The following is a 26,717-nucleotide window of genomic DNA, read 5'->3' as shown; positions in this document are numbered from 1 at the left end:
GGTCAGCCGGCCGTATCGGGCGTGAGGTCGATCCGCCGGCCGTTGACCTCCGCCGCGTCCTGGTCCCACAGGGCCTCGACGGCCGCCGCGAGGTCCTGCACGTCCGTGAAGGTACGGTACGGCTTCTCCGGGTTCGCGGCCCGCATCTCGTCGTGCACCAGCGCGGTGACGACGAGGACCACGGCCGCGGCGGAGGTGCCGGTGAACGCGTCGGCGAGCGACAGCGTCCACGCCTCGGCGGCGGCCTTGGCGGCGGCGTAGGCCGCGCCGCCCTTCACGGGCTTGCGCGCCGCCCGGGCCGACACGATCACGAAGCGGCCGTCCCCGCTCGCCCGCAGCAGCGGCTCGAACTCCAGCGACACGTTCTGCAGGGTCCTGATCAGCAGGTCGTGCAGCAGGTCCCAGTCGTCGAGCGAGGTCTCGGCGAAGGTCTTCGACCCGCGCCAGCCCCCGACCAGGTGGACGACGCCGTCCACCCGGCCGTGCTCGGCGCGCACCCGCTCGGCCAGGCCGCGTACGGCGTCCCGGTCGAGCAGGTCGACGGCCAGAGCCCCGTCCGCCCCGGTCTTGTCCACGGCGACGACGGTGTCGCCCCGGCCGGCGAGCCGCCCGACGACGGCGCGCCCGGCCGGGCCGCCCGCCCCGGTGACCACGATCACCCTGCTCATCTCACGTTCCTCCAGGTCCGCGCTCACGCCCGGATGCCCCGGGTCGACTCCACCACGTCGGTGAGCTTACGGCGCAGCGCCTCGTAGAACATGCTCAGAGGGAACTCGTCGGGCAGCACGGCGTCGACCATGGCCTTCTGCTCGGCGGGCAGCGCCTCCGCGCCCCGCTGCCACACCGAGGCCGGGTCGGGCTCGACGTACGCGGACACGAGCCGGTGCGCGGCCAGCCAGTGGGCGCGCTTGGACCGGTCGATGCCGTCCCGGTAGAGCTTCTCCACCTCGGCGCGCAGGTCGGCGACGCCGTCCGCGACCCGCGGCCAGTCGACCGAGAGCCGGTTGTCGGTCCACCGGACGACGCCCTGCCGGTGCAGGTAGGCGAACAGCAGCTGGCCGCCGAGCCCGTCGTAGTTGCGCACCCGCTCACCGGTGATCGGGAACCGGAACAGCCGGTCGAACAGGATGGCGTACTGCACGTACCGCGCGTGCGGCACGCCCGCGGCCTCCAGCTTCACGGCCTCGCCGTACGCCGTGAGGTCGCAGCGCAGCTCCTCCAGGCTGTAGAGCCAGTACGGCATGCGCTGCTTGATCATGAACGGGTCGAACGGCAGGTCACCGTGGCTGTGCGTGCGGTCGTGGACGAGGTCCCAGAGCACGAACGTGTCCTGGGCGAGGTCCTGCGAGGCGAGCAGCCGGGCGGCGTCCGGCGGCAGTTCCAGCTTGAGCGTGGCGGCGGCCGCCTCGCTGACCCGGCGGAACCGGGCCGCCTCGCGGTCGCAGAAGATGCCGCCCCAGGTGAAGCGCGGCGGCGTCTGCCGCACGGCGACGGTCTCGGGGAACAGCACGGCCGAGTTGGTGTCGTATCCGGAGGTGAAGCCCTCGAACGCGATCGGCACGAACATCGGGTTGTCGTAGCCGTTCCGCTCCAGGTCGGCCAGCCACGCCGGCCACACGACCCGGATCCAGACCGCCTCGACGTTCCGGTTGAGGTTGCCGTTCTGGGTGTACATCGGGAAGACGACCAGGTGCTCCAGGCCGTCGGTCCGCTGGGTGTCGGGGTGGAAGGCGTTCAGCGAGTCGAGGAAGTCGGGCACGCCCAGCCCGGCCGCCACCCACGCGCGGAAGTCCTTCATCACGGCGTCGAGATACTCGCCGTCGTGCGGGAAGTGCGGCGCGAGCCGCGCGACGCCGTCGACGATCTCGCTGATGCACGCCACGGCCTCGTCGTGGTCGCCGGTGACCGAGCCGTCCTTGGCCTGCAGCGGGCGCAGCCGCTCCACGGCGGCCGCGAGCGCGGCGAACCCGGCCGCGACCTCCTCGTGCCGCGCGTCGCGCGCCGCGGCTCCGGACGCCTCGGGCACCCGGGCGGCCCAGGTCACGAGGTTGCCCCACAGCTTCTCGTGGTCGTAGTCGCGGATCGAGTCGTCGCCGAACAGGTCGGAGTCGGCCAGCACGACCACCCGGCCCCTGCCGTGCCGTACGGCGACGGCGAGCGGGGCTCCCGCGGGGTCGGCCGACGCGGAGGCGGCGAACAGCACGGTCGCCCCGGCGGGGACGCCGAGCGTCCCGGCGCGGTAGAAGCAGGCCCGCCGGACCTCTGCCAGCAGATCCTGGGCCACGCCGCCGGGCTCGGTCACGGCCTGCGCGGAGGGGACGCCGAGGACCCAGGTGGCCACGGTGTTGTGGCAGTTGCCGGGGTCCTGCACGGTCGCGTGCTCGGCCGTGACCCCGAAGCGGGCGAGCAGGGCGCCGAGGTTGCTGCCGTACTTGTCCTGCTCGTGCTCGGCCAGCACGATCAGCCCGCCGCCGCCCGCGACGTACGCCTCGACGGCGTCGATCTCCGCGTCGGCGAAGACCGGGCTGCCGGAGCCGGTCGTGCGCTCCCAGCGGGCGTCGGAGGGGTGCGCCACCACGAAGACGTCGCACCCTTCCAGTACGGCCGGGGTGACGGGACCTTCGGTGTGCGCGCGGACCGTGTGGCCGAGCCGCCGCAGCGTCCCGGCGGCCTCCGCGTAGCTGTTGTCGTCGGGATGGGCGGGATTGATGGCCTCGGCGACCTCCCGCCGGATGGTCCAGGCCTCGCTGTGCGCCTCGTCGAACAGGACCGACGGGAAAGCCTTCATGAAAAATCTCCCGTAGTGTGAGCCGTCTTCCGGAAAATATACACATACCTCGCCTGAAGGCGATAAGTAGCCCCAGCGGATGAGGACGCATCATCCGGGCGGCGGACGAGTCCGCCGCGTTCCGTCACCTACGGTCCCCGGCTGTAGGAAGACGGACCCGAAGGGGAAAGATCGATGTTCAAACTGTCCGACTCGGTGGCCTTCCGGCGAAGCGTCACCGGAGTCCTGCTGTTCGTGGCGCCACTGCTGCAGTTCGTCGCGCTCCTGGTCGACCCCGGCACGTGGGGCGACGACCGCGAGATGGTCAGCTACGGCGCCAACCCGGCGCTGGCCCAGCTGGAGTCGGCGCTCTACCACTGGAGCTGGATGCTCGTCCCGATCGCGGCCTTCGGCCTGCTGCACCTGGTGCGCAAGAAGTCCGTCGTCTTCGGGCACATCGCGGGCGGAATGACGATCATCGGGTACATGAGCGTCTCGGCCCTGCTCCTCATGGACCCCGTGGAGTGGTGGTTCGGGCAGCACTACCCGGTCGAGCAGGGCGAGAAGATGTTCAACGAGGTGTTCGACATCCCCGGCGTCGTCTTCGGCTTCACGCTGCCGTGGATCTACTTCGGCATGGTCGGGCTGCCGCTGCTCCTGCTGGCCGTCTCGCGCACCGGGTTCGTCCACTGGTGGGTGCCGGCCGTGGTCGCCGTGGGCTACCTCGGCGCGGTGGCGGTGCCCTACAGCCCGGCGACGATCCCGTTCTGGGGCGCTCCCGTCATCGCGATGGGTTACCTCGGCCTCAAGGTGCTCAAGATGACGAACGCCCAGTGGCGGTCGTACTACCCGAGCGCCGACCCCGGCGTCACCACGCCCGACTCGTACGCGAACACGACCGCCTGAGCGCGGTCGCGCAGGTTCAGCTTCATGAGCACGCGGGCGACGTGGGTCTTGACCGTGGCCTCGCCGACGAAGAGCTCCTTGGCGATCTCGGCGTTGGTGTGGCCGCGGGCGAGCATCCGCAGCACCTCCAGCTCACGCGGGGTGAGCTCGGCGAGCTGCGGGGGCCGCACCGGCTCGTGCCGGCCGGCGAACGAGGCGATCACCCGCGTCGTGACCGCGGGGTCGAGCAGTCCGTCCCCCGCGGCGACGACCCGGATCGCCTCCACGAGCTGCTCGGGCGGCGACACCTTCAGCAGGAAGCCGCTGGTGCCCGCCCGCAGCGCGGCGTACAGGTTCTCGTCGGTGTCGAACGTGGTCAGCATGATGACCTTGGGCGGATGGGGCGAGTCGAGCACCCGCCTGGCCGCGGCGAGGCCGTCCATGCGCGGCATGGAGATGTCCATCAGCACGATGTCCGGCCGCACCCGGGTCGCCAGGGCGACGGCCTCGGCGCCGTCGGCGGCCTCACCCACGATCTCCATGCCGGGCTCGCTCTCGACGACCATGCGCAGCCCCGCCCGGATCATGGCCTGGTCGTCCGCGAGGACGATGCGGATCGTCAACTCGCCGCCTCGCTCATCGGCGCCGCCTGCGCGATCGGCAGCGTCGCGCGGACGCGGAAGCCGCCCTCCGGCCGCGGCCCCGCCTCCAGGCGGCCGCCGAACAGCTCGGCCCGCTCCCGCATGCCGATGAGCCCGTTGCCCGTGGACAGCGCCGTCGCGGCCCGCCCGCCGTTGTCGGCGATCTCCAGCTCCAGCCGGTCGGGACGGTAGGCGACGACGATGCGGGCGTCGGCCTCGCCGGCGTACTTGACCGCGTTGGTGAGGGCCTCCTGGACGATGCGGTACGCCGACAGGTCGAGACCGGGCGCGAGCCGTACGGGGTCGCCCTCGGTCTCCAGCGTGACGCGCAGGCCGGAGGACGCGACCGTCGAGATCAGGTTGGGCACCATGTCGAGCCCCGGCTGGGGCAGCGCCTCGTCCTGCGGCATCCGCAGCGCGCCGAGCATGATCCGCAGCTCCTCCACCGCGTCGCGGCCCGCCTGCTCGATGCCGGAGAGGATGGCCGCCTCTGGGCCGGGGCCGTCCTCCCGCGCCACGCCCATCCTGCGCCGCAGCGCCCCGGCCTGCATGACCATCATGCTCACGCTGTGGGCCACCACGTCGTGCAGTTCCCTGGCGATGCGGTTCCGTTCGGCGGCGACGGCCTCGGCGGCCCGCCGCTCCCGTTCCATCTCCAGGCGCGCCGCCCGATCGGCCATCCGGTGCGCGCGCAGGAGATAGCCGCGCAGGGCCAGGCCCGTGGCGTACGCCGAGCCGAACATCACGGTGAGGAAGATGACCTCCTCGAACGGCAGGAACCGGTGGTCGACGGCACCCGAGTCGAAGATCAGGATGCCCGCCAGCCCCCAGGGCCCGCCGTGCCGCACCGGCAGGTGGGCGCCGATCGTGTGGAAGACGATGAGCAGCGCGGCGAGCTGCCAGACGGGGCACTGCTCGTAGCCCTGCCGGTGCCACACGTACTGCGCGAGGATCATCAGGATGAAGACCGTCACCGGCGACCTGCGGCGGTACCAGACCAGCACGCCGGTGACCACCGCCTGCCCGACCCACCACAGCTCGGGTGTCTCGGCCGCGCCGTAACTCCCGGCGACCGTGAACGCCTCAAGGGTGCCCAGCGCCATGATGGCCAGGCCGATCAGCAGATCGACGCGGGGGACCGAGCGAAGGGGGGAAACGCGCATGACGCGCAGCGTAACTCTTATCCGGCATAACGCGCATCAGTCGAATCTGCCCAGCAATCGCCCTGCAAGTGGTTGTCAAGTGACTGACTGATCATTGCCCTGTATCAAGTGGATGTCAGTCACGGTGCTCAGCTTGTCGAGCACCGTCCGCACTGAGACGCTTTAACCGATCCGAGAAGGCCGAGGAGACGCAGAATGCCCCGCCTGCACTCTCTTGTCGCGGGGCTGGGCGCGTTAGCCGTGCTCGCGGCGCCCATGCTCCACCCACACCCGAGCGGCTCCACCGACCGCGTGACCCCGGGTGCCGTACGCGTCGAGTCGTCCTCCACCGTGTCCATCACACTGCTGGACGACCGCGGCGTGATCAAGCAGATCGCCCGGAAGTACGACGTGGACCTCGACGGAGGCAGCGGCTTCACCATCACGCCCGACGGGGTGGTCGTGACCGCCACCCAGGTCGTGCAGTCGGCCCAGGACCCCCGGGTGTACGCCGCGAACCGGGTGTTCGCCGAATACTTCAAGGTCAAGGTGCCGGCGGACTTCAAACGGCACACGCTCGACGATCCCGACCTCGACCGGCGGCTCCAGGGGTGCTACCCGCCCCAGGAGAGCGACTCGACCTGCATCGCGACGGTCACCACCAACGTCACCGTCTACCCCTACCTCGACCCGCCGACCGGAGGGCTGCCCGCGCAGATCCTCACGACCGGGACCTCCCCGGCCGCCCCGGCCGTGCTCAAGGTCACCAAGGGCGGCGAGAAGCAGTCTCTGCCCACGGCGCCCCTGGGCACCACGATCGCCGGCAACATCGCGTCGCTCGACGTGATGACGCTGACCGGCAGGCCGTCGGCCAAGCTGCCGCCCAAGCTCGACACCGCGCACCTCGACCCGCCGGGCAGCCGGACCTTCAAGGACGACGAGCGCGCCAAGCTCGCCGGGCTCCTCGCCGAGGGCGCGCCCGGCGCGGCCCTCATCGACGACGGCAAGAGCGAGGTCGTCGGGCTGCTCGCCGGAGGCGGCGACGTCCCGCTGACCATCACGCCCGCCGACGAGATCCGCACCGCGCTCGTCGGCGTCGGGATCACCCCCCGCCGCGGCCCGGTCGACGTGGTGTACGAGAACGCGCTCGCCTCCTACCACAACAAGCTGTACTCGAACGCGGCGCCGGTGCTGGAGCAGGTGCTCAAACTCCGGCCCGACCACGCCGTCGCGGCCGACCACCTGCGGGTCGCCAAGGCCAAGGCGGGCACGGCGGAGGACTCGGGCGCCAAGCGGCCGGCCCGTCCGGTGCAGGCGGAGCAGCCCAAGTCGTCCGTGTCGCCACTGGTCTGGGCGGCGGGCGGCGTCGTGGTCCTGGTCCTGCTCGTCGTGGGCGTCGTGCTGCTGCGGCGCAGGAGCGCCGCCGGTCACGCCGCTCCCGAGCCCCAGGACCTCGCCCACGCCGACGCCCACCATGACGCCTATCCGGTCAGTCACCCGGGCGGCGGGCCGGCGGGCGAGGCCGGTGACGCCGGCCCCTCCTGGCCGCCGTACGCGGTCACCCGGGTCTTCGGAGCCGAGGCCGCCCGGTCGCCCGAGGTCATGCGGCCGGCGCCCACGGGTGGACCGGCCGCCCAGACGCCGGTGGACTCGTCGCCGCCCGGCGGGCACTCCCACCCCCCGGACCCGTCGCCGCCGCAGGGGCGGTCGTACCCGCCGGACCTCTCGCCGCCACGGGGACAGGCGCAGCTGAAGTTCTGCACGCAGTGCGGCATGCGACTGGGCCAGGGACATCGTTTCTGCGGCTTCTGCGGGAACCCGGTCGACCAGTGATCCGAAGAACGTTCAGGGGGGAATCCGCATGACGGAGGGGCCGGTGATGCCTCCGCTCATCGGGCGGCGACTCGGCGACTACACGGTCGAGGCGGTCGTCGGGCGCGGGGGGATGGCCACGGTCTACCGTGCGCGGGACCAGCGGCTCGGGCGGGCCGTGGCGTTGAAGGTGCTCGCGCCGCAGCTCGCCCAGGACGACCGCTTCCGCGACCGGTTCGTACGGGAGTCGCGGCTGGTGGCGAGCATCGACCACCCCAACATCATCCCCGTGTACGAGGCCGGCGAGCGCGACGAGCTGCTGTTCATCGCGATGCGGTACGTCGAGGGCTACGACATGCGCAAGCTGGTGCAGTCGGAGGGGCCGCTGCCGGTCGGGCGGGCCAATCCGCTGTTCGCGCAGATCGCCTCCGCGCTGGACGCGGCGCACGCCAACGGCCTGGTGCACCGGGACGTGAAGCCGGCCAACATCCTGGTCACCCGGTCCGAGCACGTCTACCTCACCGACTTCGGGCTGACCAAGAGCTCGTCGGCCGAGGCCGGGCTGACCAGCCACGGGCACTTCATGGGCACCCCGCGTTACGTCGCGCCCGAGCAGATCCGCGGCCTGCCGGTGGACGGGCGCAGCGACCTCTACGCCTTCGCCTGCGTCGTCTACGAGGCGCTCGCCGGGCAGCCGCCGTTCCAGCGGGACACCGAACTCGCCCTGCTCTATGCCCACGTCTCGCACGATCCGCCGCCGCTCACGCCGTACCGGCCGGACCTGCCGCACGCGGTGAACGCCGTGCTGACGCGGGCGCTCGCCAAGGCGCCGGAGGACCGGTACGCGACCTGCCTGGCGTTCGTGTCGGCCCTGCGTGACGCGATCAGCGGCGGAGCGGGCGGCCCGGCGGAGGGGGCCTCCTCCTACCCGCCGGTCTCCTACCCCGGCGGGTCCCAGCCGGCCCAGTCCCAGCCGGCCCAGTCCCAGCCGGCAGGGTCGTATCCCCCGGCGTCGTCCTCGGTCCCGCCGTCGTCCGTACCACCGGTCTCCCGGCCCTCCGCCGGTCAGCCGGCCTCCTACCCCGGCGCCCAGCACGGCTCGTATCCCGCCACCCACCCGGGCACGCACCCCGGCCCGGGCTCGTACCCCGGCGGCCAGGCCGGATCTGGATCCCACCCTGGATCTCAGCCCGGTTCGCATCAGGGGTCGTATCCTCCGGGCTCGCGTCCCCCCGGCGCGCAGTCCGCGGCCTCGCATCACGGCTCACCTCACGGCTCGCATCACGGGTCGTATCCCCCGGGGTCGTCCCACACGCAGGCCACGGTCGCGGCGGGGACGGGGCGGCCGCCGGCCCGGCGCAAACTCCCTCTCGGACCGCTGATCGGCGGCCTGGCGGTCCTGACGGCCATCGCCGTCGCCGCCACGCTGCTGCTCACCAGGGGCGGGGACACCGCCGCGACGTGGAACACCTACCCGGGCAGCACCGCCGCGCCGTTCACCATGGCCTACCCCTCGACCTGGGGCGAGGCCAGGACCAACGCCGACCAGTGGATGATCGCCTCCCCCGCCCGCGACGAGTTCGACGCGCTGTTCGCGGTGCCGGGCAACACCGACTGGTCGAGGGTGAACCCGATCATCACGGGTCAGCCGGATCGCGCCAGAGGGGTGTTCGCCCAGGTCAGCAATACCCTGAGCCTCTCCGACTCGCCGATGGAGCTCCAGGAGAGCCTGCAGACGGCCTTCCCCGGCACGGTCGCCTACACCGGCGTCCCGTCCCCCACGACGGTCGGGGCCAAGCCGGCGTTCCAGATCGAGGGCGTGCTGAGCGACCCCCAGCAGGGCGGCCGGCTCGACTTCTACGCCTACCTCGTGCGGCAGGGCGACACCGGCACCGCGGTGCTGATCACGTTCTTCTGCCCGACCGGCAAATGCGACCGCGGCCTGATCGACCACATGGTGAACACCGTCACGTTCAAGTAGCGGCCGCCCTCACAGACCGCCCTCACAGACCGCCTTCACACAGCGGCGTGTTCCGCCCAGTCGCGGGCGCCGTCGAGGACGGCCCGGTGGACCGCCCGGGCGATCCGCGCGCCCCAGACGGAGCGCGGGCCGCCGAACGGCTCCGCCGGGCCCTCCCGCCGTACGGCCACGCAGACCGCGTCCGACGCGGTGCCGGTGCAGGGGAAACCCGCCTCCAGCAGCGCCTGGGTCTTGGCCTCGGTAACCGTCATGACGGCGTTGACCAGGGCCGCGTCGGAAAAGGCCACGGGCGCCGCCACCAGGATGTTGACCGTCCCCGGGCGTGGCAGGCACGCCGCCGCGTCCCCCGGGCCGGGGGTCTCCCGGGTCGCCTCCCGCCCGCGCTCCGGGGCATGTCCTGGGGGCCTCCGCCCGGGCTGTGGCACGGCCGGCAGGCCGGGGTCGGGCACGCCCTCGGGTGACGCCGCCCAGGTGGGCACGCCCAGGCCGACCGTGGCGGCGGCCTCCGCTCCGCCGTCGGCCGCCACGCGGAACCGCTCGACCGGTGCCGCCGTCATCATGCCGACGCCGGGGCCCGCAGGGCCGAGCGAGGCCATGTGCTCCACCGGGTCCATGCGCGCGTAGCCGCTCGCGACCTGCGCGTTCAGCACCCACTCCCGGGGGCCGATCCCACCGCCCAGCATCGCCGAGGAGATCATCCGCCAGCCCGGCCCGAACCGCCACAGCAGCGTGCCGAGACGCGCGCCGTCCTCGGCGCGGTGGGTCAGCGACGGCCGCGGCAGGCCGGTCACCTCTCGTCCCCGGCGGAGATCGGTGCAGGCAGCGGCGGGCGCACCAGGTGGACGAGCGGCCGCCCGTCGGCGCCGGGCTCCACCCGGACGCGGGCGCCGAAGTGCTCGGTCAGCAGCGGCTCGGCCAGCACCCGCCCGGGCGGGCCCGCCGCGACCGCGCGGCCCGCGGCGAGCAGCACCAGACTGTCGGCGTACTGCCCGGCGAGGCTGAGGTCGTGCAACGTCGTCACGACGGTCAGCCGGTCGGCCAGGCGCAGCCGGTCGACGAGTTCGAGCACCTGCTGCTGGTGCCCCAGGTCGAGGGCGGTGGTCGGCTCGTCCAGCAGCAGCACCGGCGCCTGCTGCACCAGCGCGCGGGCGAGCACGACCCGCTGCCGCTCGCCGCCCGACAGGTGCCCGAGCGGCCGGGTCGCGAAGCCGTCCAGGTCGAGCCGCTCCAGCACCGACCGCGTCACCTCGCGGTCCCGGGCGCTCTCGCTGCCCAGATAGGAGATGTACGGGGTGCGGCCGAGCGACGCGTAGTCGTACACGGTCATGTCGGGCGGCAGCGCCGGGCTCTGCGGGGCGTAGGCCACCAGCCGGGCCCGCCGGCGCGGGCGCAGGCCGTCCACGGCCGCGCCGTTCACGAGCACCTCACCCTGACGCGCCACCAGCCCGGCGACGGCCCGCAGGAGCGTCGACTTGCCCGCGCCGTTGGGGCCGATGACCGCCAGCCACTCCCCCGGCGCGGCCGACAGGGTGACGTCCGCGAGCACCGGCCGCCCGCCCAGCGTGACGCCCAGCCCGCGCGCCTCCACCGCCGGGACGCCGGGGCCGGCGGCGTCGCCGCTCACGTCTCCACCCGCCGGGTCATCCGCAGGACGGCGACGAAGAAGGGCGCCCCGACGAACGCGGTGACCACCCCGATGGGCAGTTCCGCCGGGGCGAGCACCGTACGCGCGATGGTGTCGGCCAGCACGAGGAACGCCGCCCCGCCGAGGAACGACAGCGGCAGCACGACGCGGTAGGACCACCCGGCGAGCCGCCGGACGACGTGCGGCACCACGATCCCGACGAAGGCGATCAATCCGCTGACGGCCACCGCGGCCGCGGTGGCGAGCGACGCGGCCAGCAGCACGGTGAACCGCACGCGCGTCGCGTGCAGGCCGAGGCTGACCGCCTCCTCGTCGCCCACCGACAGCACGTCGAGCAGCCGCCCGTGCAGCAGGACGACCACCGTCGACACCACCGCGTACGGCGCGATCATGCGGAGCTGCTCCCACCCGCCGCCGACGTCGCCGAGGATCCAGGAGTAGATGCGCTGCAGCTCGTCGACCTTGAGCTGCTGCACGAAGGTCTGGATGGCGGTGAGGAACGAGGTGACCGAGACCCCGGCGAGCACGAGCGTCGCGGTGCCGCCTCCCCGGCCCGCCGTGTGTCCCAGCGCGTACGCGAGGACGACCCCGCCGACGGCCCCCGCGAAGGCGGCGACCGGCACGGCCGCCACCCCCGCGTCGCCGCCCAGGAAGACCACGACGAGCGTCACCGTGAGCCCGGCCCCGGCCGCCGCGCCGAGCAGGTACGGGTCGGCCAGCGGGTTGCGGAAGACACCCTGGTAGCCCGCCCCCGCGAGGGCGAGCAGGCCGCCCACGACGGCGGCCAGCAGCACCCTGGGCACCCGGAGCTGGAAGACGATGCCCTCCTCGTTCGGCTGCAGGCCGCTGTGCAGGGACACCAGCGGCAGCCGGTCGAGCAGGGCCAGCGCGATGGCGCGGGGCGAGATGACCGCCGCGCCCGCCGCCAGACCGGCGATCAGGCTGACCAGCAGCACGACGGACACGACGAGCAGCGCCCGGCGTGACCGGCCCGCCGCCGTCACCCCGTCACCCGGACCCGCCGCGGCACCGCTCTCACCGCGATCCCGGGGGCGTGCGCGTCACCGGGGGCCTGCGCGTCACCACCGGCTCAGCCCGCCGCCTTCTGGACGGCGTCGCTGACGACCTGGGCGAGGTCGGCGACGCGCGGTCCCCAGCGGGAGGCGACGTCGTCGTCGAGCTCCACCACGCGGTCCCGCTTCAGGGCGGCCAGGCCGGACCAGCCCGGCCGCTTGGCCAGCGCGGCGGCGTTCTGACCACAGCACTTGGTGTCGCCGAGGAAGATCAGGTCGGGGTCGGCCTTGGCCACGAACTCCGCCGACAGCTTGGGGTAGCCGCCCGCCGCGTCGGGGGCCTCGTCGGCGATGTTCTTCAGCCCGAACAGGCTGTAGACCTGCCCGATGAACGTGCTCGACGTGGCCGCGTACGGCGTGGTGTCCAGTTCGTGGTAGTAGGTCAGGCCCTTGCCCTTGGGCGCCGCCGCGACGAGCGCGTCGATCTTCTGCTTGACGCCGCCGGCCACCTCCTCGGCCTTGTCCACGTTGCCGGTGGCCGCGCCGAGGTCCCGGATCTGGTCGTAGGTGTCCTCCAGCTTGGTCGCGGCGGGCTCCAGCAGCACCGGGACGCCGACCTTCCCCAGCCCGGCGACCACGCCCTCCAGGTCGTTGGCGAGCACGACGAGATCGGGCTTGGCGGCGGCGATCGCCTCGACGTTGGGCTTGAAGCCCGACAGCGACGTCTTCGGCGCCTCGGGCGGGTAGTTCGACTGGTCGTCCACCGCGCCCACCTGGGCGCCCGCGCCGATCGCGAACAGGATCTCGGTGGCCGTCGGGGACAGCGACACGATGTGCTCGGGCCGCTTGGCGATGGTCACCGCGCCGTTGCCCGCCTGGATCGTGACGGGGAAGGCGCCGCCCGAGGCGGCGGAGCTGGAAGCGGCGGGGTTCGAGGCGGCGGGGGACGCGGAAGTGGCGGAGCCGTCGCTCTGGCCGCAGCCGGCCAGTCCGAGCATGCCCAGCACCACACCCGCGACGGCCGTACGCAGGGGCCTCACGAGGGTCCTCCAAGGGGGGAAAGCCGGGAAATCGAGAGACCCGCGGGATTGGACGGATCACCCTTTTCCACGAGGGTTGACGGCGTCGGCGCACAACGCAGGCGACCTGGCTCGTCCCCGGGGGCGGGGAACCACAGTTGCGGGACAGCGCCGGGTTCGCACCGGACTTCGCTGCGCTGCGCGCGTCGGACGCAACGGTACCAACCCGCCTCGCGGCGCCGTCATCCTCCCCCGGCCGCCGAGGTCCGCCCGCCTGCCCGTACGCCGGGGTGGTAGGGCAGGCCCCACCCCGATGGTGGGGGCTCGCCCATGATCGGGAGTAGTGGCTCCGTCGCTGCGCCGGACGGCGGCCGGGCGGGACCCTGGAACGGCCGGGCGGTTCCCGGCAGAAGCTCCTGACGGACTGTCTCCCCCGCTCCTCCTCAGTCCGCGAGCCGGCGCCGGAGCGCGCGGTCGCGGCCGGTCCCCGCTCCGGCCGGGCCCGTGACGGACGACCGGCGTCCGGCAACCGACGATCGACACACCGAAGGCGGCTCCCCCGTGTCCCTGACCATGCTTCCCCCCGCCCCCGCGCGGGCCCCGGCCGCCCCCGGGCCCCGGGACCGCTTCATCGACATCCTGCGCGTCTTCGGGATGGTCCTCGTGGTCGTCCAGCACTGGGCGATGCCGGTCCTGTCGTACGCCGGAGGACGGCTGACCACGGGCAACGCCCTGGCGGCGGCTCCGTTCGTCACCTGGATCTCCCAGGTGATGCCGCTGGTCTTCTTCGCCGGGGGCGCGGCCAACGCGATCAGCTTCCGGTCCGCGGCGCGCCGCGCCGGCCTGCCGGACACGGGCGAGACGGGCCGGGCGGCCCGGGAGCGGTCGACGCGGCGGCCGAGCGCGGAGAAGCGGACGGCCTGGGAGTGGACGGCGCGGGAGTGGACGGCGCGGGAGTGGACGGCGCGGGAGTGGACGGCGCGGGAGTGGACGGCGCGGCGGGTGCGCCGCCTGGCCTGGCCGGTGGCGCCGCTCGCGGCCGTCTGGCTGCCGCTCCCCCACCTCCTGACGGCGCTCGGCGTGCCCCCGCAGCCGGTCGAGGTGGCCGCGCGGACCGTCGGCCAGTTGCTCTGGTTCCTCGCCGTCTACCTGCTCGCGGTGGTGGCCACCCCCTGCCTGCTCCGCGTACGGGCCGGGGTCGCGCTGCCCGTGCTGGCGGGCGGCGCGGTGCTGACGGACGTGGTCCGCTTCTCGGGGCTGGAGGCCGCCGGCTATCTCAACGTCGCGTTCGTGTGGCTGGCCGTCCACCAGGTCGGGTTCCGGTACGCCGACGGCGGCCTGGAGTGGCTGCGGGGACGCCGCGCGGCGGCGCTCGCGGTGGCCGGGTTCGCGATGGTGGCGGCACTCGTGGCGGCCGGGCCGTACCCGGCCAGCATGATCGGGATGCCCGGCGCGATCTCGAACATGGCCCCGCCGAGCGCGTGCCTGCTCGCGCTCTTCGCCGGCCAGCTCGGCCTGGCGATGCTGCTGCGCCCCGCCCTGAACGCCCTGGCGCGCCGGCCCCGCGCCGAGGCGGCGCTCACCGCGCTCGCGCCCCGCATGATGACCGTCTACCTGTGGCACATGACGGCGCTCGTCGCCGTCGCCGGGCTCGCGACCATCGGGTTCGGGCCGAGTGCTCCTCTCCCCGGCTCGGCGGCCTGGTGGAGCGGCGCCCCACTGTGGCTGGCCGCCCTCGCGCCGGTCCTGCTCGGGCTCACCGCCCTGTTCGGCCGGTGGGAGGAGCCGGCGGGAGCCGCCACCGGCCGGCACATGGCGGTCGCCGCGCCGCTCGTCGGCGGCGCGCTGCTCACCCTCACGGTCACCGGCTTCGCCCCGGGGCCGGCGCCGGTGATCGCGTCGATCGCCCTGGTCGGGGGCCTGTGCCTGGTCAGCCGGAGGGCACGCCTCGCGGGGCCGGTCCACCGCTCGGGTGAACCGGCCCGATGAGACGCCGCACGACGGCGTCGGGCGTCAGCCCGCCCGCCTGGCGCGGAGCCCGAGCAGGACGTCGATCACCAGGAACACGGCCAGGGAGATGCCCATCAGGGGCAGGTAGTAGCCGGCCACGGCGGTGAGCAGGGCCAGCGGCACCAACAGCCCCCAGTGCAGGCCCCGCACGCCACCCCGGGGGTGGGGCCGGCCGAAGCCGCGGGTCGGGCGGCGGCGCCACCACATGCGGTAGCCCAGCACGATCAGCGTGATGAGCCCGGCGGCGATCGCGGCCAGGACGATCTGGTTGGCCAGGCCGAAGAGCAGCCCCATGTGCGCGTCGATGCCCCACTCGGTGAGCTTCGCGGCCAGCGGATAGTCCGCGAACCGCAGCTCGCCCACGAACCGCCCGGTCGCCGGGTCGAACGCCAGCTGGTCCAGGCGCGTGGGGACGGTCTTGCGGATCTCCTTGACCACGTACGCGTCCCCGGGCTCGCCCGGCAGGACGACCTCCAGCGGGCCGGACAGCCGCCAGCTCGCCGCCGCCCGCGTGATCTGGTCGATTCCCACATCCGGGGTGCCGCCGGCCTGCCCGCCGCTCGCTGCGTGCCCCGAGTGCCCCGAGTGCCCGGCGTGCGCGCCCAGATCGGTGTCGATCGTGGGAGTCTCCCAGCCGAACGCCGTACGCAGCCCGGCGATGTTGTCCCCGGCGTACTTCGACCAGGTCAGGCCGGTGACGGACAGGAACAGCAGGCCCAGCAGCGCCCACAGGCCCACCGAGCCGTGCCAGGACAGCGTGCGGCGCGACCCGGTCGCGGCGCGGTCCGGGGTGAACAGGCCGCGCAGGCGGCGGCCGTCGCGGCGCCGCCGGGTCAGCCACAGCGCGAGCCCGCCGAGGGCGACCACCCACAGCCAGCCGGCGGCCAGCTCGCTGTAGATCCGGCCGGGCTCACCGAGGTGCAGGCGGCGATGCAGGTCGGAGATCCAGGCGCGCACGGGCAGCGCCCCGGAGCCGCCGTAGCTCTCCAGGGTGCCGCGCACCTGACCGGTCCCGGGATCGACGAAGACCGCCATCCGGGTGCTCTCCGGCAGGCCCGGCACGTCCAGCAGCACCCGGGTGGTCAGGCCGGGCTCGGCCGCGGGACGCACCGCGGCGACCTTCCCCTCGGGCAGCGCCCGGCGGGCCGCGGCGACCTGCTCGCCGAGGGGGACGGTGACCTGGCTGACGGGCGCGGTCAGCTCGTGCCGGTAGACGACGTTCTCGATCTGGAAGGAGGCGGCGTACAGCAGGCCCGTGGCGGCCGCGACGAGCAGGAAGGGGGCGATGAGGATCCCGGCGTAGAAGTGCAGGCGGACCACGAGCGGGCGCAGCGCCGCCCAGGTCGCGCTTCTGCCGCGAGGAGGGCGTGGGGGATCGACGACGGGATGGACGTCGGCGGTCGAGGTCATGGGGGGGTCTCTCCGTTCGGCCGTGAGCGCGCGCCCGCGGGCACGCCTCACCAGGGCAGGGGGGAAGTGCCCGGCGGGCGCCGCCCTTCACGAGCGGGAACCCGGGTGGACGCGTCGCACGGCGGAGCGGGCCGGAGCGGAGCTCCGGCCGGCGGCTCCAGGCCCTGCGAGAGCGTTCCGAGCCCGCGAGGCGTCACCGCGGGTGGGCGGCGGCGCGGCGAGGCGTCACCCGGGCCACGCGCGGCGGGGCGTGCGTGCCGGACACGAGCCGCGGCCGCGCGGGGCGCGGTCCAGGCGGCTGGGAACGGGCGTGCGGCATGGCGACAGCCGCCGCCCCCGGAGGGGGCGAGCCCGGATCAGAGAACGGAGAAGACGGGAGGCGGACCACGCCGGGCGACGACCACGGCGAAGTCGGCCCGGCGCGGGAGCGGAAGGGAGAACCGCCCCAGGACGCCCGCGGGGAGCGGGGCGACGCCGGCCGGCGGGCCCGCGAGGACGACGGCCATCGCCCACAGCCGGCGCACGGGCGTGACGGCCAGGTGCACGATCACGTCCAGCGCCGACTCGCCGCGTTCGAGGGCCCAGGCGGACAGGACCGCCGTCGCGGCGTGGATCAGCAGCATGCCCAGCCCGGTGCCGTGCTCCCCCGTCCACCTGGGCGGCGACTCGTGCGCGGCGCCGAGGGTGAACAGGTGGTGCAGGCCGTACTGCGCGGCGAAGCACGCGCCCAGCAGGACGTCCATGCCACGCCGGCGGCCCGCGAGCAGGAACGCGCCCAGCCAGGTCAGCGCCAGCGCGGCGACGAGAGCGCCCGCACGCACGGGAGCGCCTCCGGCCAGTACGTGCAGCGCGGCCGAGACCAGCACGCACGCCACCGCGAACACCGCGGCGCGTAAGGCGCGCAGGGGCGACCGGCCGGCAGACACGGCGCAATCCTGGCAGAGCGCGGACGTCGCCCCACCATCCTTGACTTGTTTGGATCCGCTCGGCTATGTCTGTCCGTTTCCCGCCGCCAGCGCGGACGCGCTCATCGCCTGTGACACCGGGGGACACGTCCGGCACCACGCGTGAAAGGTTCACGCGTGAGCCGTCGCAGGCGAGAAGGTCGTATGCACGTGCATCGGCCGCGGCGGCCTCGGACCCGGCGGCCCCACCTTCCGGCGGGGGCGGTGCGCTCGGCCTGAGCCGCATCGGCAAGAGTGGGAGCCCATGAACGTCATCCTGCTGAGACACGGCGAGACCGAGTGGAGCAAGGCCGGGCGGCACACGGGCCGCACCGACGTCCCGCTCACCCCGCACGGCGAGGAGCAGGCGCGCGCCCTGTCCCGCCTGGTGGCGGGCCGGTCGTTCGCCCAGGTCCTCGTCAGCCCCGCCCGCCGGGCCAGGCGTACGGCCGAACTGGCCGGCGCCGGGTCGTACGAGGTCGACCCGGACCTGTGGGAGTGGGACTACGGCGGCTACGAGGGCGTGACCACCGCCGCCATCCGGGAGTCGCACCCAGGCTGGTACGTCTGGCGGGACGGCGTCGTCCCGGGTGACGAGGGCCACCCGGGCGAGACCGTGGAGCGCGTCGGGGAGCGGGCGGACAAGGTCCTGGCCCGGATCCGCTCCACGGACGGCGACGTGCTGGTCGTCGCGCACGCGCACATCCTGCGCGTGCTCGCGGCCCGTTGGCTCGGCCTGCCGCCCGCCCACGGCAGGTACCTCCGCCTCGACACCGGGACGTACTCGGTGCTGGGCCACGAGCACGGCGACGAGCCGGTCCTGCTCCGCTGGAACGCCCCCGCCTGAGCCGGCCCGGTCAGCCCTGAATCAGCTTCGAATCAGCTCTGAGATCAGCTCTGCGCGACCGGCTGAGGCTGCGGCCCTCGGCCGGTCAGCCACTCAAGGACCTTGCGGTGGCCGTGGCGGGCGTCCTCGAAGTGCCCCCACCGCCAGTATCTGGGCTGCTCCCGCACCCCGGTGACCCACGTCCGGTACGCGACCGCCCTGGGCCGCCCGTCCTGCGGGTCGGCCGGGGAGGCGACGCCGTAGGTGCGGATAACCACGCGGCCGCCGGGTGCGAAGAGCACGTCGTCGGCCACCGGGTAAAGAGTCATCTGCTCCAGCACGAGGTCCCCCTTGTGATTCTCCTGGGGTCCAATGTGCCGGATCCTTGTTACGGCGCCCGCCTTGTGGTGTTACGCCCGCGAGAAGCGAGTGAACAGAGGATTACACCAGAAGGCCGTCGAACTCGCCGTCCTTGACCCCGAGCACCAGGGCCCGGATCTCGTCCCGCGTGTAGATGAGGGCCGGCCCCTCGGGATAACGCGAGTTCCGTACGGCCACACTGCCGTCGGGAAGCTCGGCCAGTTCCACGCAGTTGCCGGTCGAGTTGCTGTGGGCGCTCTTCCGCCAGGTGACCCCGGAGAGGTCGGTTGCGGGCATCCCGTTATATGTCTGCATTCATGTCTCTCTGAGAAGATCGCCGAGGATCTCGGCAGTGCCGCCGGGCGTGGTGCTCTCCACGCACAGCTGCTCCATGGCCGTGAGGTAGGGATCGATGTCCTCACGTTTGTCCAGGTAGAGCGCACCCCAGAGCTGCTCGACGTAGACCACGTCCGAAAGATCGGACTCCGGGAAGCGGAGGATGGTGAACGCGCCTCCCTCAGCCGCGTGCATCCCGTAGCGAAGGGGCATCACCTGCAGGGTGATGTTGGGCAGCGTGGACACCTCCAGCAGGTGCTGGAGCTGTTCCCGCATCGTCGCACTCCCTCCGATGGGCCGCCTGAGCGCGGCCTCGTCGATGACGGCCCACAGCCGGGGGCCGTCCTTGCGCGTGAGCCTCTCCTGCCGCTGGAGCCGCAGGTTGACGCGTTGATCGAGCGTGTCCTCCGTGGCGTCCGGATGACCGAGCTGGATCACCGACCGGGCGTACTTCGCCGTCTGCAGCAGGCCGGGCACGAACTGCACCTCGTAGGTGCGGATCACGCTGGAGGCCTCCTCCAGGCCGACGTAGGTGACGAACCAGTTCGGCAGCACCTCGCCGTACTTGTGCCACCAGCCGGGCGTGTTCGCCTCGCGGACCATCTCCAGTAGGCCACGCCGTTCGTCGTCGTCGTGGACGCCGTACAGCGTGAGCAGGTCTTCGACGTCACGTGTCTTGAACCCGACCCTGCCGAGCTCCATCCGGCTGATCTTCGACTCCGAGGCACGGATGTGGAAGCCGGCGACCTCACGGGTCAGTCCGCGCTCCTCCCGCAGGCGTCGAAGGCTCGCGCCGAGCATGATTCGCCGAACGGTGGAACCGGATCCGGGCGGATCTATGGACACGTGCTATTCCTCCGCTTTGTGGACTGGTTCACAGTCTGTCAAAGATCGCCCCCTTCGTCCCAGTGGTGTCGGGGGTAACGGTAGCGCCTGCACAACGCGCTTGCACGTGCATTCGCTCTTGCACATGCACGGGAGTGTCCCTCATCATGATCTCGTGCAGTCCACGAACCTGACTCGTGGCCAGATTCACTGGTCGGCGCTCGACTGGTGGCCGCCTATCGGCTGGTGGCCGGAGCCCGCACGCGGCCTCCTCCAGCCCGGTTCGGCGAGCGCCAGTGCCACATTCGTCCTCCCGCCCCGCGCGGAGTCGGTCCACTCGGCACGGAGCTTCGCGGCCGGGACGCTCTCGGGCTGGGGGATGACCGACCTGCTCGACGGGATGGAGCTGGTCGTCTCCGAACTGGCCACCAACGCGCTGCGACACGGCATGACGCTCGCCTGCGACCGCCCGAGGGAGGTCATCCGGTTGTCGCTGATCCGCCGGGGACCGCACGTGGCGTGCGCGATCACCGACCCCGGGTCGAACGCGCCGGTGCTGCGGGACCCCTCCCCTTTCGAGCCGGGCGGGCTGGGGCTGCACATCGTGGAGTCGCTGAGCGCGTGCTGGGGCTGGTGCCCCCTCGTCCCGCAGGGCAAGGCGGTATGGGCCGTGCTCGCGGCCTGAGCCCCGGCCCGGAGCCGGGAAGACGGACGGAAGGCGGCGCGCCCTCCGAAAACCTAACTCCGTCGTTAGATCTTGCTGTCGCCGATCGCGGTCCGCCGGCCGAAGAGCGCTCCCGTGCAGCCCGGAATGCATGGGAGCGCCCTCCGGCCGGCGGCCCGGATTCCCCGGAACACTCCCGAAGCGTGGGCGTGGCGGGCGATGATGTGCAGACATCGGGCCGGACCGGCCCAACAGCACGCCCGTTTCCAACTGATCGGCGGAGACATATCGTGATCCCGGAATTCGTGAGCGCGATCTGTCCACCGGTGCGCGGACCCCGCCGAGGCTGTGATCTGCACTACGGTGTCTGCCTGGGACTCCCGAGAGATCAACGATGGACGATCACATAATCGGCTGGCTGACCAGTCTTGACGAAGACAGGCTCGCCCGTGTCCTGGCCAACCGGCCGGACGCGATCGCACCGCCGTGGCCCCGGCGCATGGACGCCCTCGCGCACCGGCTGACCGACACCTTCGCCGTCATGGAGGTCATGCGCGGCCTCCCCCTGCCCCCGCTCGAACTCCTGCAGGCGTGCCTGGTCGTCGGGGGCCACCCGACGGAGGACGAACTGGCCCGCTTCCTCGGGGTGAGCACCTCCGAGGTCATCCCCTGGCTCGATCACCTCTACGACCACGCCGTCGCCTGGCCGGGCGCGGACGGGCGGATCACCCTGGCCCAGGCCGTGGCCCGCTGGTGGACCGCGCCCTGCGGCCTGGGCGAGCCGCTCGGGGCGTACCTCGACTCCTGGAAGCTCAGCACCGAGGCGCTGCGCCGGGTGTGCCGGATGCTCGACCTGCCCGGGCACGGCGGCAGGCGGCAGGTGGTCGCGCGGATCACGGCGCTGCTCGGCGACTCCGAGCGCCTGGGGGCGCTCCTCGACGACGCCCCGGACGGCACGCTCGGCATGCTCGACGACTTCGCCTGGGACGGGCCCGTGCGCAGCGTCGACGGCGACCGGTTCGTCACCCCCGGCACTCCGGAGAAATGGGCGCTCGACCGGGGGCTGCTCTTCCGCACCCAGTGGAACCTGGCCGGGATGCCCCGCGAGGTGGCGCTGGCCCTGCGCGGGCCCGACTACCGCGGGCCGTTCACGCCGTACCCGCCCGACCTGGCCACGTCCGGCGCCGACGCCGGCGCGGTCGAGCACGCGATGTGCCTGGCCGCGCCGCGGGTGCTCGACCGGGCGGCGGCGTTGCTGGAGAACATCGACAAGACGACGCTGCCGCTGCTGAAGAACGGCGGGGTCGGCGTGCGGGAGATCAAGCGGCTGGCCAGGGAGATCGGCTGCGCGGAGGACGAGACCCGGCTGCTGCTGGAGGTCTGCGCCGTCGCCCGGCTGATCGCCGTCGACGACGAGGCCGGCGGGCTGACGGTGACGGCGGGGTTCGACGCGTGGCGGCTGGAGGAGGCCCCCGCGCGGCTGTGCGTCCTGCTCGCGGGCTGGTGGCGCATGGAGCGCTCGTCGCTGCGCCGGGTGGACGGCCGTCAGCCCGCCGCGCTCGGCGACGACCCGGCCGGCGAGACGATCGCCCGGATCCGGTGGGCCCTGTTCGCCGCGCTCGCCGAGATCCCCGAGGGCAGGGCCTTCGCGACGCTCCGTGAGCTCGTGCAGCGGGTGCACTGGCGGGCCCCGCTGCTCGACCGGGAACTGCTCGCCGACTGCGCCGCGGCCGTCCTCGACGAGGCCCGCCTGCTCGGGCTCGCCGCGTGCGACACGCTCACCGGCCTCGGCCGGGCGCTGGCCCCGCTGGCCGCCGTGGCCGGGAACGAGAGCCACGAGTGCGTGCCGGAGGTCGAGCACGATCCCCGGCTCGCCGGGGCCGCCACCCACGCCATGGCGAGCGCCCAGCGGACCGCGCTGTTCGGCGCCGACCTCACCGCCGTGGTGACCGGCCCGCCGTCGGTCGAGCTCGCCGCGCTGCTCGACCGCGCGGCCGACCGGGAGTCGCAGGGCACGGCGTCGGTGTGGCGCTTCGGCCCCGCGAGCGTACGGCGGGCCCTCGACGCCGGCGACACCGCGGAGACGCTCATCGCCGGCCTGACGGAGGCCGGGACTCTCCCGCAGCCCCTGACGTACCTGATCCGGGACGTGGCGCGGCGCCACGGCGAGGTCACCGTGTCGTCCGTCGGCTGCATCATCCAGGGCTCCGACCCCGCGTTGCTCGCGGAGATCGCCGCGCACCGGAAACTGGGCAGGCTGGGCCTGCGGCTGCTGGCGCCGACCGTCCTCGCGGGCGCGGCGCCCGCCAAGGCCACGCTGGCCGCCCTGCGCGAGGCGGGGTACGCCCCCGTACCGGTGGACGACACCGGCGAGATCACGGTCAGGCGGGAGCCGCAGGGCGGGCGGCTCATCCTCCTGCCCGGCGGGCGGGTCGCCGAGCTCGATCCCCCCGCGCACCTCCTGGAACCCCCGCCCGACCCGCGCGAGCACGCCCGGCGGCTGATCGTCAGCGGCGGGCCGTCGGCCGGCGAGGCGCGGGCCCGCCAGACGTGGGCGGTCATCGGGCGGATGGCGACGCGGCTGCCCGCGGCCCAGCAGTCGCTCCTGGGCTTCGTGGTGGACCGCGACGTCCGGGCGCTCATCACACTCGCCGACGGGGTCACCGCCACGGTCAGCCACGGCGAGCTGCGCAGCGGCGTGCTCGACGCCTGGTGCGAGGAGGCCGGCGACTACCTGGAGTTCCCCCTCAACGAGATCGCCTCCGTCGTCAACGCCTGACGCCCCGGCCGCCGCCTGCTCAACGTACGCCGCATCGGCGCAGGGCCAGCAGCGCCAGGGCGCGGGTGACGTCGCGGACCTCCCGCAGGTCCACCTGCTCGCGCGGGGCGTGCGCGAAGCGGACGTCGCCCGGGCCGTAGTGCAGGGTCGGCACGCCCGCCGCCGCGTAGAGGCGCAGGTCGCTCCCGTACGGCGCGGCCGTCCGGGACGGCGCGGCGCCGGTCGCGTCGGCGACGGCCACGGCCGTCTCCTCCGCCAGCGGATGCCCATCGGGCAGCCGCCCGCTGGCGAACTGCCCCCCGGGCCAGGTGACGCGCACGGGATTGTCCCGCAGCCAGGGGTCGTCGAGGCCGGCGAGCGCCGCCTCCAGGGCCGCCCGCGCCTCGGCGGGGTCCTCGCCGAGGCGCACGCCCAGCCGTCCCTCGGCCACGAGCAGGTCGGGCACCGTGCTCGCCCAGTCACCGGCCCGCACGGTGCCGATCTCGATCGGGTACGGCACCGGGTTGCCGCCGAACAGCGCGTCGCGGTCCCGGTTCCGCTCCCGCTCCAGCTCCCGCACGGCCCGCAGGACCGGCCAGAACGCCTCGACGGCGTTGACGCCCTCGTAGCGGGTGGCGCCGTGCGCCGCCCGTCCGGCGACCTCCAGGCGGAAGGTCAGCGCCCCGGCGGTGGCGGTGATCAGCGCGCCGCTCGTCGGCTCGGTGATCACCGCCGCCTCGCCGGTGTGCCCCCTGGCCAGGGTGGCGAAGGCGCCCAGACCGCCGTCCTCCTCGCTGACGACGCAGTGGACGGCCAGCGGGCGCGCCAGCCGTACGCCGGCCCGGCGCAGCGCGCGGACGACGGCGAGGTTGGCGGCGAGACCGGCCTTCATGTCGCAGGCGCCCCGGCCGTGCAGGGTGGTCGCGGTGAGGCGGGCGCCGAAGGGGTCCTGCCCCTCCCACTTGCCCGGGTCGCCGATCGGCACGACGTCGGCGTGCCCCTGCAGGATCAGCGCGGGCACGCCCTCGCCCTCGGTGACGCCGACGACGCCGTACCCCTCGGCGCGCTCCGCCTCCGTCCCCGGGAACCCCTCGCGGGAGCGGAGATCGTCGAGGTCGAGCTTCCACATGTCGACGTCGAGGCCCCATTCGGCCAGCATGCGGGCGCACCTGTCCTGCAGGTCCGACTCGGCGTCGCTGCCGGTGACGCTCGGCACCCGGACCAGATCGGCCAGCAGGCCCACGGTCTCGGCCTCGTCGATCGCGTCCAGGACCCTCGCTTCGACATTCATGCCGAAAATGTACGGCCTGCCCGCCACGGTGTGGACACCTGAGGAGCGAGGTGTCCGGCGCGTAGGGTGGATCATCACTCCGAGCGGCTTGGCGAAGGGGCCGAGGATGACGAAGCGGACCGCCGGTGGCGGGGCGGGCTGCCGGAACCTCCTGCGCGGCCTGCTCGCCTGGCTCGTGGTCGCGCCGTTCGCGCTGTGGGCCCTGCTGCGGCTGGTGCCGGGCGACGTCCACTTCCGCTGGGTGCAACTCGTCGCGTTCACGCCGTACGCAGCCCTCGCCTCGGTCGTCGCGCCGGTGGTCGCGCTGCTCGCGCGGCGCCGGGCCGCGCTGGTCGCGGGCGTGGCGGTCACCGCCGTGCTCGTGGCCTGCGTGCTGCCCCGTGCTCTCTCCGATCCGAACAGCGCTCTCCCCAATCCGAACGGTGCGCTGCCCGGCCCGGATCGGGCCGGGTCCGGCACGGCCGTGCGGGCGGCGGGCGGGCAGGCCGCGCGCGGGCCGGTCCTGCGGCTGCTGTCGGCCAACCTGCTGAAGGGCTCGGTGCCGCCCGCCGCGCTGGTCGATCTCGTGCGGGCGCTGCGCCCGGACGTGCTCACCGTGCAGGAACTGACCCCGGAGGCCCTGGAGGGCCTGCGGGGCGCGGGCCTGACCCGGCTCCTGCCGTACGGGGACGAGCGGGCGCGGGAGGGCTCGGGCGGGTCCGGGCTGTTCACCCGGTTCCCCCTGCGCCCGGAGACGCTCACCGGCCCCGGCGACTCCCGGCAGGCGCAGGGCGGCGTCGAGGTGCCCGGCGCGGAGCCGGTCGGCGTCGTGTCCGTGCACCCGTGCGCACCGCGCTACGTGTCCCGGTTCACCTGCTGGGCCGACGTGCTCGCCGCGCTTCCCGAGCCCGGTGAGCAGGTGCGGATCCTCTCCGGGGACTTCAACGCGACGCTGGACCACAGCCGGGTCCGGCGCCTGCTCGACGCGGGCTACCGGGACGCGGCCGACGCGACCGGCGACGGCCTGGCCGGGACCTGGCCGTACCGGCAGTGGGACTTCAGGGGTCTGCCGGTGCCGCCCGTGACGATCGACCACGTCCTGGTGGACCCGCGCGTCACCGTGCGGGCGTTCGGCGTCCGCCGGCTGCCGGTGACCGACCACCGCGCGATCTTCGCCGAACTGGTCCTGCCCCCGCGGCGATCAGGCGGATGAGCCTCTCTCCGGGCGGCCTGGCGACCGGCGGCCCGGCAGATCAGGAGGCTTCCACCTCCGCAGGCGCCGGGAAGACGTGCCTCGGCTCGTCTCCCGAGCGCCACACGCCGATCGCGAACGCCGCGGCCGCCTCGATGTGGACGGCGCGGGACAGTCCTCCGCAACGTATGGGCGTGCACCCCATCGACCTGATCAGTGTGGCCGTCCGGTCGAGGCTCCCCGGATCGTCACCGCAGAACGGAACGGCCAGCGGGACGCCTTCGAACACCGGCCGCGGCAGCGTCCAGATGCTGTCGTGGCACAGATTGAACGCCTTCACCACATGGGCGCCCGGCGCGGCCTCCCTCATCAGCCGGGCGACCGAGGTCGTGCCGCCCGTCGACAGCGTCAGCCCGTCGTCGCCCGGCTCGACGGGATTCGAGCAGTCGACGACCGTCCGCCCGGTGAGGACGGCGGCGAGCCCGTTCGCCAGCCGCGGCGCCGCATCCGCGGGAACCGCCGCGAGGACGAGTTCGCCGTGGACCGCCGCGTCGGCGAGGGTTCCGTCCGTCACGGCGCCGATGCGGGCCGCCGTCCGGGCCGCCGCAGCCCGGTCACGTCCGCCGACGAGCACGTCGTGCCCCGCGCGGACCCAGGCGCCGCCCAGTGCCGTGGCCATTCGGCCCGTGCCGAGGATGCCGATGCGCATGGTGCGTCTCCGTTCCGAGGTGAGCCAGGTGACCTGGCGGGTCGACGGACTACGACGGTAGGCGGGGCGATGGACACCACACGGTGTCCTTCGGACCGGGCAGGATGGCGCCATGCACGAGATCCACGACGAGCGCGCCTACACCTCCGACTGCCGGGCCCGCCTCGCCTTCGAGGTGCTCGCGAACCGCTGGGACAGCGTCGTGGTCTACACGCTCGGCGAGGCCGGTCCGCTGCGGCCACGGCAGCTGCGCGCCCGGATCGGCGGGATCTCGCCCAAGGTCCTCAACGACGCGCTACGGCGCCTGGAGTACAACGGCCTGGTCGACCGCCTGACCTACGCCGAGGCGCCGCCCCGCGTCGACTACGCGCTGACCGATGCGGGCACGGCGCTGCTCGCCCCCATGCGCGCGATGGGCATGTGGGCCGTGCGCTACGGAGGCGCCGTCCTCGACGCCCAGGACCGGCACACGACCCGGGGCCGGGAACCCCGTCTCGCCGGCGCGTGA

24 protein-coding genes and 1 riboswitch are annotated in these 26,717 nt (G+C 73.8%); of the genes, 9 read left to right on the top strand and 15 right to left on the bottom strand.

The window, feature by feature from the left end:
- Positions 1-2: 2 nt before the first annotated feature.
- Positions 3-668 (bottom strand): SDR family oxidoreductase, encoded by a 666-nt coding sequence (locus HHX37_RS21085; protein ID WP_182886463.1) that lies wholly within the window; start codon positions 666-668, stop codon positions 3-5.
- A gap of 23 nt (positions 669-691) precedes the next feature.
- Positions 692-2,788, bottom strand: coding sequence for a DUF6421 family protein (locus HHX37_RS21080; protein WP_182886462.1), 2,097 nt, complete (start codon positions 2,786-2,788; stop codon positions 692-694).
- Between the two features lie 174 nt (positions 2,789-2,962).
- On the opposite strand from HHX37_RS21080, the gene HHX37_RS21075 reads away from it, so the two are divergent.
- A complete protein-coding gene (locus HHX37_RS21075) occupies positions 2,963-3,673 on the top strand; it encodes a hypothetical protein (protein ID WP_182879202.1) in 711 nt (236 codons plus the stop codon).
- Here the strand turns inward: HHX37_RS21075 and HHX37_RS21070 are convergent.
- Together HHX37_RS21070 and HHX37_RS21065 are read right to left on the bottom strand one after the other, a co-directional pair.
- Complete coding sequence (locus HHX37_RS21070; RefSeq protein ID WP_138461286.1) at positions 3,613-4,275, bottom strand: response regulator; 663 nt, start codon at positions 4,273-4,275, stop codon at positions 3,613-3,615. The two genes, HHX37_RS21075 and HHX37_RS21070, sit on opposite strands and share 61 nt — an antisense overlap.
- Complete coding sequence (locus tag HHX37_RS21065) at positions 4,272-5,456, bottom strand: sensor histidine kinase (protein ID WP_182877203.1); 1,185 nt, start codon at positions 5,454-5,456, stop codon at positions 4,272-4,274. Before HHX37_RS21065 ends, HHX37_RS21070 begins: the two co-directional genes overlap by 4 nt.
- A 195-nt stretch (positions 5,457-5,651) precedes the next feature.
- Between HHX37_RS21065 and HHX37_RS21060 the strand changes: the two genes are divergently transcribed.
- Together HHX37_RS21060 and HHX37_RS36895 are read left to right on the top strand one after the other, a co-directional pair.
- Positions 5,652-7,268, top strand: a complete 1,617-nt coding sequence (locus tag HHX37_RS21060) for a zinc ribbon domain-containing protein (protein WP_182886461.1) — start codon at positions 5,652-5,654, stop codon at positions 7,266-7,268.
- Between the two features lie 28 nt (positions 7,269-7,296).
- Positions 7,297-9,228, top strand: coding sequence for a serine/threonine-protein kinase (locus HHX37_RS36895; protein ID WP_259406605.1), 1,932 nt, complete (start codon positions 7,297-7,299; stop codon positions 9,226-9,228).
- Between the two features lie 35 nt (positions 9,229-9,263).
- On the opposite strand, the gene HHX37_RS21050 is transcribed toward HHX37_RS36895, so the two are convergent.
- The 4 genes from HHX37_RS21050 to HHX37_RS21035 form a co-directional block, all read right to left on the bottom strand.
- Positions 9,264-10,019: an adenosylcobinamide amidohydrolase gene (locus HHX37_RS21050; RefSeq protein WP_396776263.1), complete on the bottom strand. Its 756-nt coding sequence runs from the start codon at positions 10,017-10,019 to the stop codon at positions 9,264-9,266.
- Positions 10,016-10,852 carry an ABC transporter ATP-binding protein gene (locus HHX37_RS21045; protein ID WP_310740464.1) on the bottom strand — a complete coding sequence of 279 codons (837 nt, stop codon included), beginning with the start codon at positions 10,850-10,852 and terminating at the stop codon, positions 10,016-10,018. The genes HHX37_RS21050 and HHX37_RS21045 overlap by 4 nt, the downstream gene beginning before the upstream one ends.
- Positions 10,849-11,877: a FecCD family ABC transporter permease gene (locus HHX37_RS21040; protein ID WP_182886460.1), complete on the bottom strand. Its 1,029-nt coding sequence runs from the start codon at positions 11,875-11,877 to the stop codon at positions 10,849-10,851. The genes HHX37_RS21045 and HHX37_RS21040 overlap by 4 nt, the downstream gene beginning before the upstream one ends.
- An 86-nt stretch (positions 11,878-11,963) precedes the next feature.
- Positions 11,964-12,926 carry an ABC transporter substrate-binding protein gene (locus HHX37_RS21035; protein ID WP_182886459.1) on the bottom strand — a complete coding sequence of 321 codons (963 nt, stop codon included), beginning with the start codon at positions 12,924-12,926 and terminating at the stop codon, positions 11,964-11,966.
- A 78-nt stretch (positions 12,927-13,004) separates the two neighbouring features.
- Positions 13,005-13,129, bottom strand: a riboswitch (cobalamin riboswitch).
- Between the two features lie 337 nt (positions 13,130-13,466).
- Here HHX37_RS21035 and HHX37_RS21030 point away from each other — a divergent pair.
- A complete protein-coding gene (locus HHX37_RS21030) occupies positions 13,467-14,894 on the top strand; it encodes an acyltransferase family protein (protein WP_182886458.1) in 1,428 nt (475 codons plus the stop codon).
- A gap of 24 nt (positions 14,895-14,918) precedes the next feature.
- Here the strand turns inward: HHX37_RS21030 and HHX37_RS21025 are convergent, their stop codons facing one another.
- Both HHX37_RS21025 and HHX37_RS21020 read right to left on the bottom strand, forming a co-directional pair.
- Positions 14,919-16,325, bottom strand: a complete 1,407-nt coding sequence (locus HHX37_RS21025; protein WP_182886457.1) for a PepSY-associated TM helix domain-containing protein — start codon at positions 16,323-16,325, stop codon at positions 14,919-14,921.
- Between the two features lie 356 nt (positions 16,326-16,681).
- On the bottom strand, positions 16,682-17,251 hold the full coding sequence (locus HHX37_RS21020) for a hypothetical protein (protein WP_182879206.1): 570 nt from the start codon (positions 17,249-17,251) through the stop codon (positions 16,682-16,684).
- 283 nt (positions 17,252-17,534) lie between these two features.
- Here HHX37_RS21020 and HHX37_RS21015 point away from each other — a divergent pair, with 283 nt between their 5' ends.
- Positions 17,535-18,116, top strand: a complete 582-nt coding sequence (locus tag HHX37_RS21015; RefSeq protein WP_111700035.1) for a histidine phosphatase family protein — start codon at positions 17,535-17,537, stop codon at positions 18,114-18,116.
- A 44-nt stretch (positions 18,117-18,160) separates the two neighbouring features.
- Here the strand turns inward: HHX37_RS21015 and HHX37_RS21010 are convergent, their stop codons facing one another.
- The 3 genes from HHX37_RS21010 to HHX37_RS21000 all read right to left on the bottom strand — a co-directional run bounded on the left by HHX37_RS21010 (position 18,161) and on the right by HHX37_RS21000 (position 19,592).
- Complete coding sequence (locus HHX37_RS21010; protein WP_111700034.1) at positions 18,161-18,436, bottom strand: hypothetical protein; 276 nt, start codon at positions 18,434-18,436, stop codon at positions 18,161-18,163.
- 100 nt (positions 18,437-18,536) lie between these two features.
- On the bottom strand, positions 18,537-18,770 hold the full coding sequence (locus tag HHX37_RS21005; RefSeq protein WP_111700033.1) for a DUF397 domain-containing protein: 234 nt from the start codon (positions 18,768-18,770) through the stop codon (positions 18,537-18,539).
- Positions 18,771-19,592, bottom strand: coding sequence for a helix-turn-helix domain-containing protein (locus tag HHX37_RS21000; RefSeq protein ID WP_208759029.1), 822 nt, complete (start codon positions 19,590-19,592; stop codon positions 18,771-18,773).
- A 199-nt stretch (positions 19,593-19,791) separates the two neighbouring features.
- Between HHX37_RS21000 and HHX37_RS20995 the strand changes: the two genes are divergently transcribed.
- Positions 19,792-20,301: an ATP-binding protein gene (locus tag HHX37_RS20995; protein WP_310737905.1), complete on the top strand. Its 510-nt coding sequence runs from the start codon at positions 19,792-19,794 to the stop codon at positions 20,299-20,301.
- Positions 20,302-20,674: 373 nt separating this feature from the next.
- Positions 20,675-23,059 carry a helicase-associated domain-containing protein gene (locus tag HHX37_RS20990; RefSeq protein WP_182886456.1) on the top strand — a complete coding sequence of 795 codons (2,385 nt, stop codon included), beginning with the start codon at positions 20,675-20,677 and terminating at the stop codon, positions 23,057-23,059.
- 19 nt (positions 23,060-23,078) lie between these two features.
- Here HHX37_RS20990 and HHX37_RS20985 read toward each other — a convergent pair whose 3' ends face one another.
- Complete coding sequence (locus HHX37_RS20985) at positions 23,079-24,329, bottom strand: ArgE/DapE family deacylase (protein ID WP_182886455.1); 1,251 nt, start codon at positions 24,327-24,329, stop codon at positions 23,079-23,081.
- A gap of 106 nt (positions 24,330-24,435) precedes the next feature.
- Between HHX37_RS20985 and HHX37_RS20980 the strand changes: the two genes are divergently transcribed.
- Complete coding sequence (locus tag HHX37_RS20980; RefSeq protein WP_182886454.1) at positions 24,436-25,521, top strand: endonuclease/exonuclease/phosphatase family protein; 1,086 nt, start codon at positions 24,436-24,438, stop codon at positions 25,519-25,521.
- A gap of 40 nt (positions 25,522-25,561) precedes the next feature.
- Here the strand turns inward: HHX37_RS20980 and HHX37_RS20975 are convergent, their stop codons facing one another.
- Positions 25,562-26,209, bottom strand: a complete 648-nt coding sequence (locus HHX37_RS20975; protein WP_220502999.1) for an NADPH-dependent F420 reductase — start codon at positions 26,207-26,209, stop codon at positions 25,562-25,564.
- Positions 26,210-26,321: 112 nt separating this feature from the next.
- Between HHX37_RS20975 and HHX37_RS20970 the strand changes: the two genes are divergently transcribed.
- The gene (locus HHX37_RS20970) at positions 26,322-26,717 is read left to right on the top strand and encodes a winged helix-turn-helix transcriptional regulator (protein WP_182879211.1); all 396 of its coding nucleotides are present in this window, start codon (positions 26,322-26,324) and stop codon (positions 26,715-26,717) included.

Source organism: Microbispora sp. H10885, from assembly GCF_014161415.1.
GTDB classification, from domain to species: domain Bacteria; phylum Actinomycetota; class Actinomycetes; order Streptosporangiales; family Streptosporangiaceae; genus Microbispora; species Microbispora triticiradicis.
This window is presented reverse-complemented; position numbering and strand designations above follow the sequence as displayed.

Coding starts and splice junctions, on each gene's coding strand:
- HHX37_RS21085 (WP_182886463.1), bottom strand. CDS start 668: ATGAGCAGGGTGATCGTGGTCACCGGGGCGGGCGGCCCGGCCGGGCGC.
- HHX37_RS21080 (WP_182886462.1), bottom strand. CDS start 2,788: ATGAAGGCTTTCCCGTCGGTCCTGTTCGACGAGGCGCACAGCGAGGCC.
- HHX37_RS21075 (WP_182879202.1), top strand. CDS start 2,963: ATGTTCAAACTGTCCGACTCGGTGGCCTTCCGGCGAAGCGTCACCGGA.
- HHX37_RS21065 (WP_182877203.1), bottom strand. CDS start 5,456: ATGCGCGTTTCCCCCCTTCGCTCGGTCCCCCGCGTCGATCTGCTGATC.
- HHX37_RS21060 (WP_182886461.1), top strand. CDS start 5,652: ATGCCCCGCCTGCACTCTCTTGTCGCGGGGCTGGGCGCGTTAGCCGTG.
- HHX37_RS36895 (WP_259406605.1), top strand. CDS start 7,297: ATGACGGAGGGGCCGGTGATGCCTCCGCTCATCGGGCGGCGACTCGGC.
- HHX37_RS21025 (WP_182886457.1), bottom strand. CDS start 16,325: ATGACCTCGACCGCCGACGTCCATCCCGTCGTCGATCCCCCACGCCCT.
- HHX37_RS21015 (WP_111700035.1), top strand. CDS start 17,535: ATGAACGTCATCCTGCTGAGACACGGCGAGACCGAGTGGAGCAAGGCC.
- HHX37_RS21005 (WP_111700033.1), bottom strand. CDS start 18,770: ATGCAGACATATAACGGGATGCCCGCAACCGACCTCTCCGGGGTCACC.
- HHX37_RS21000 (WP_208759029.1), bottom strand. CDS start 19,592: ATGCTCGGCGCGAGCCTTCGACGCCTGCGGGAGGAGCGCGGACTGACC.
- HHX37_RS20990 (WP_182886456.1), top strand. CDS start 20,675: ATGGACGATCACATAATCGGCTGGCTGACCAGTCTTGACGAAGACAGG.
- HHX37_RS20985 (WP_182886455.1), bottom strand. CDS start 24,329: ATGAATGTCGAAGCGAGGGTCCTGGACGCGATCGACGAGGCCGAGACC.
- HHX37_RS20980 (WP_182886454.1), top strand. CDS start 24,436: ATGACGAAGCGGACCGCCGGTGGCGGGGCGGGCTGCCGGAACCTCCTG.
- HHX37_RS20975 (WP_220502999.1), bottom strand. CDS start 26,209: ATGCGCATCGGCATCCTCGGCACGGGCCGAATGGCCACGGCACTGGGC.
- HHX37_RS20970 (WP_182879211.1), top strand. CDS start 26,322: ATGCACGAGATCCACGACGAGCGCGCCTACACCTCCGACTGCCGGGCC.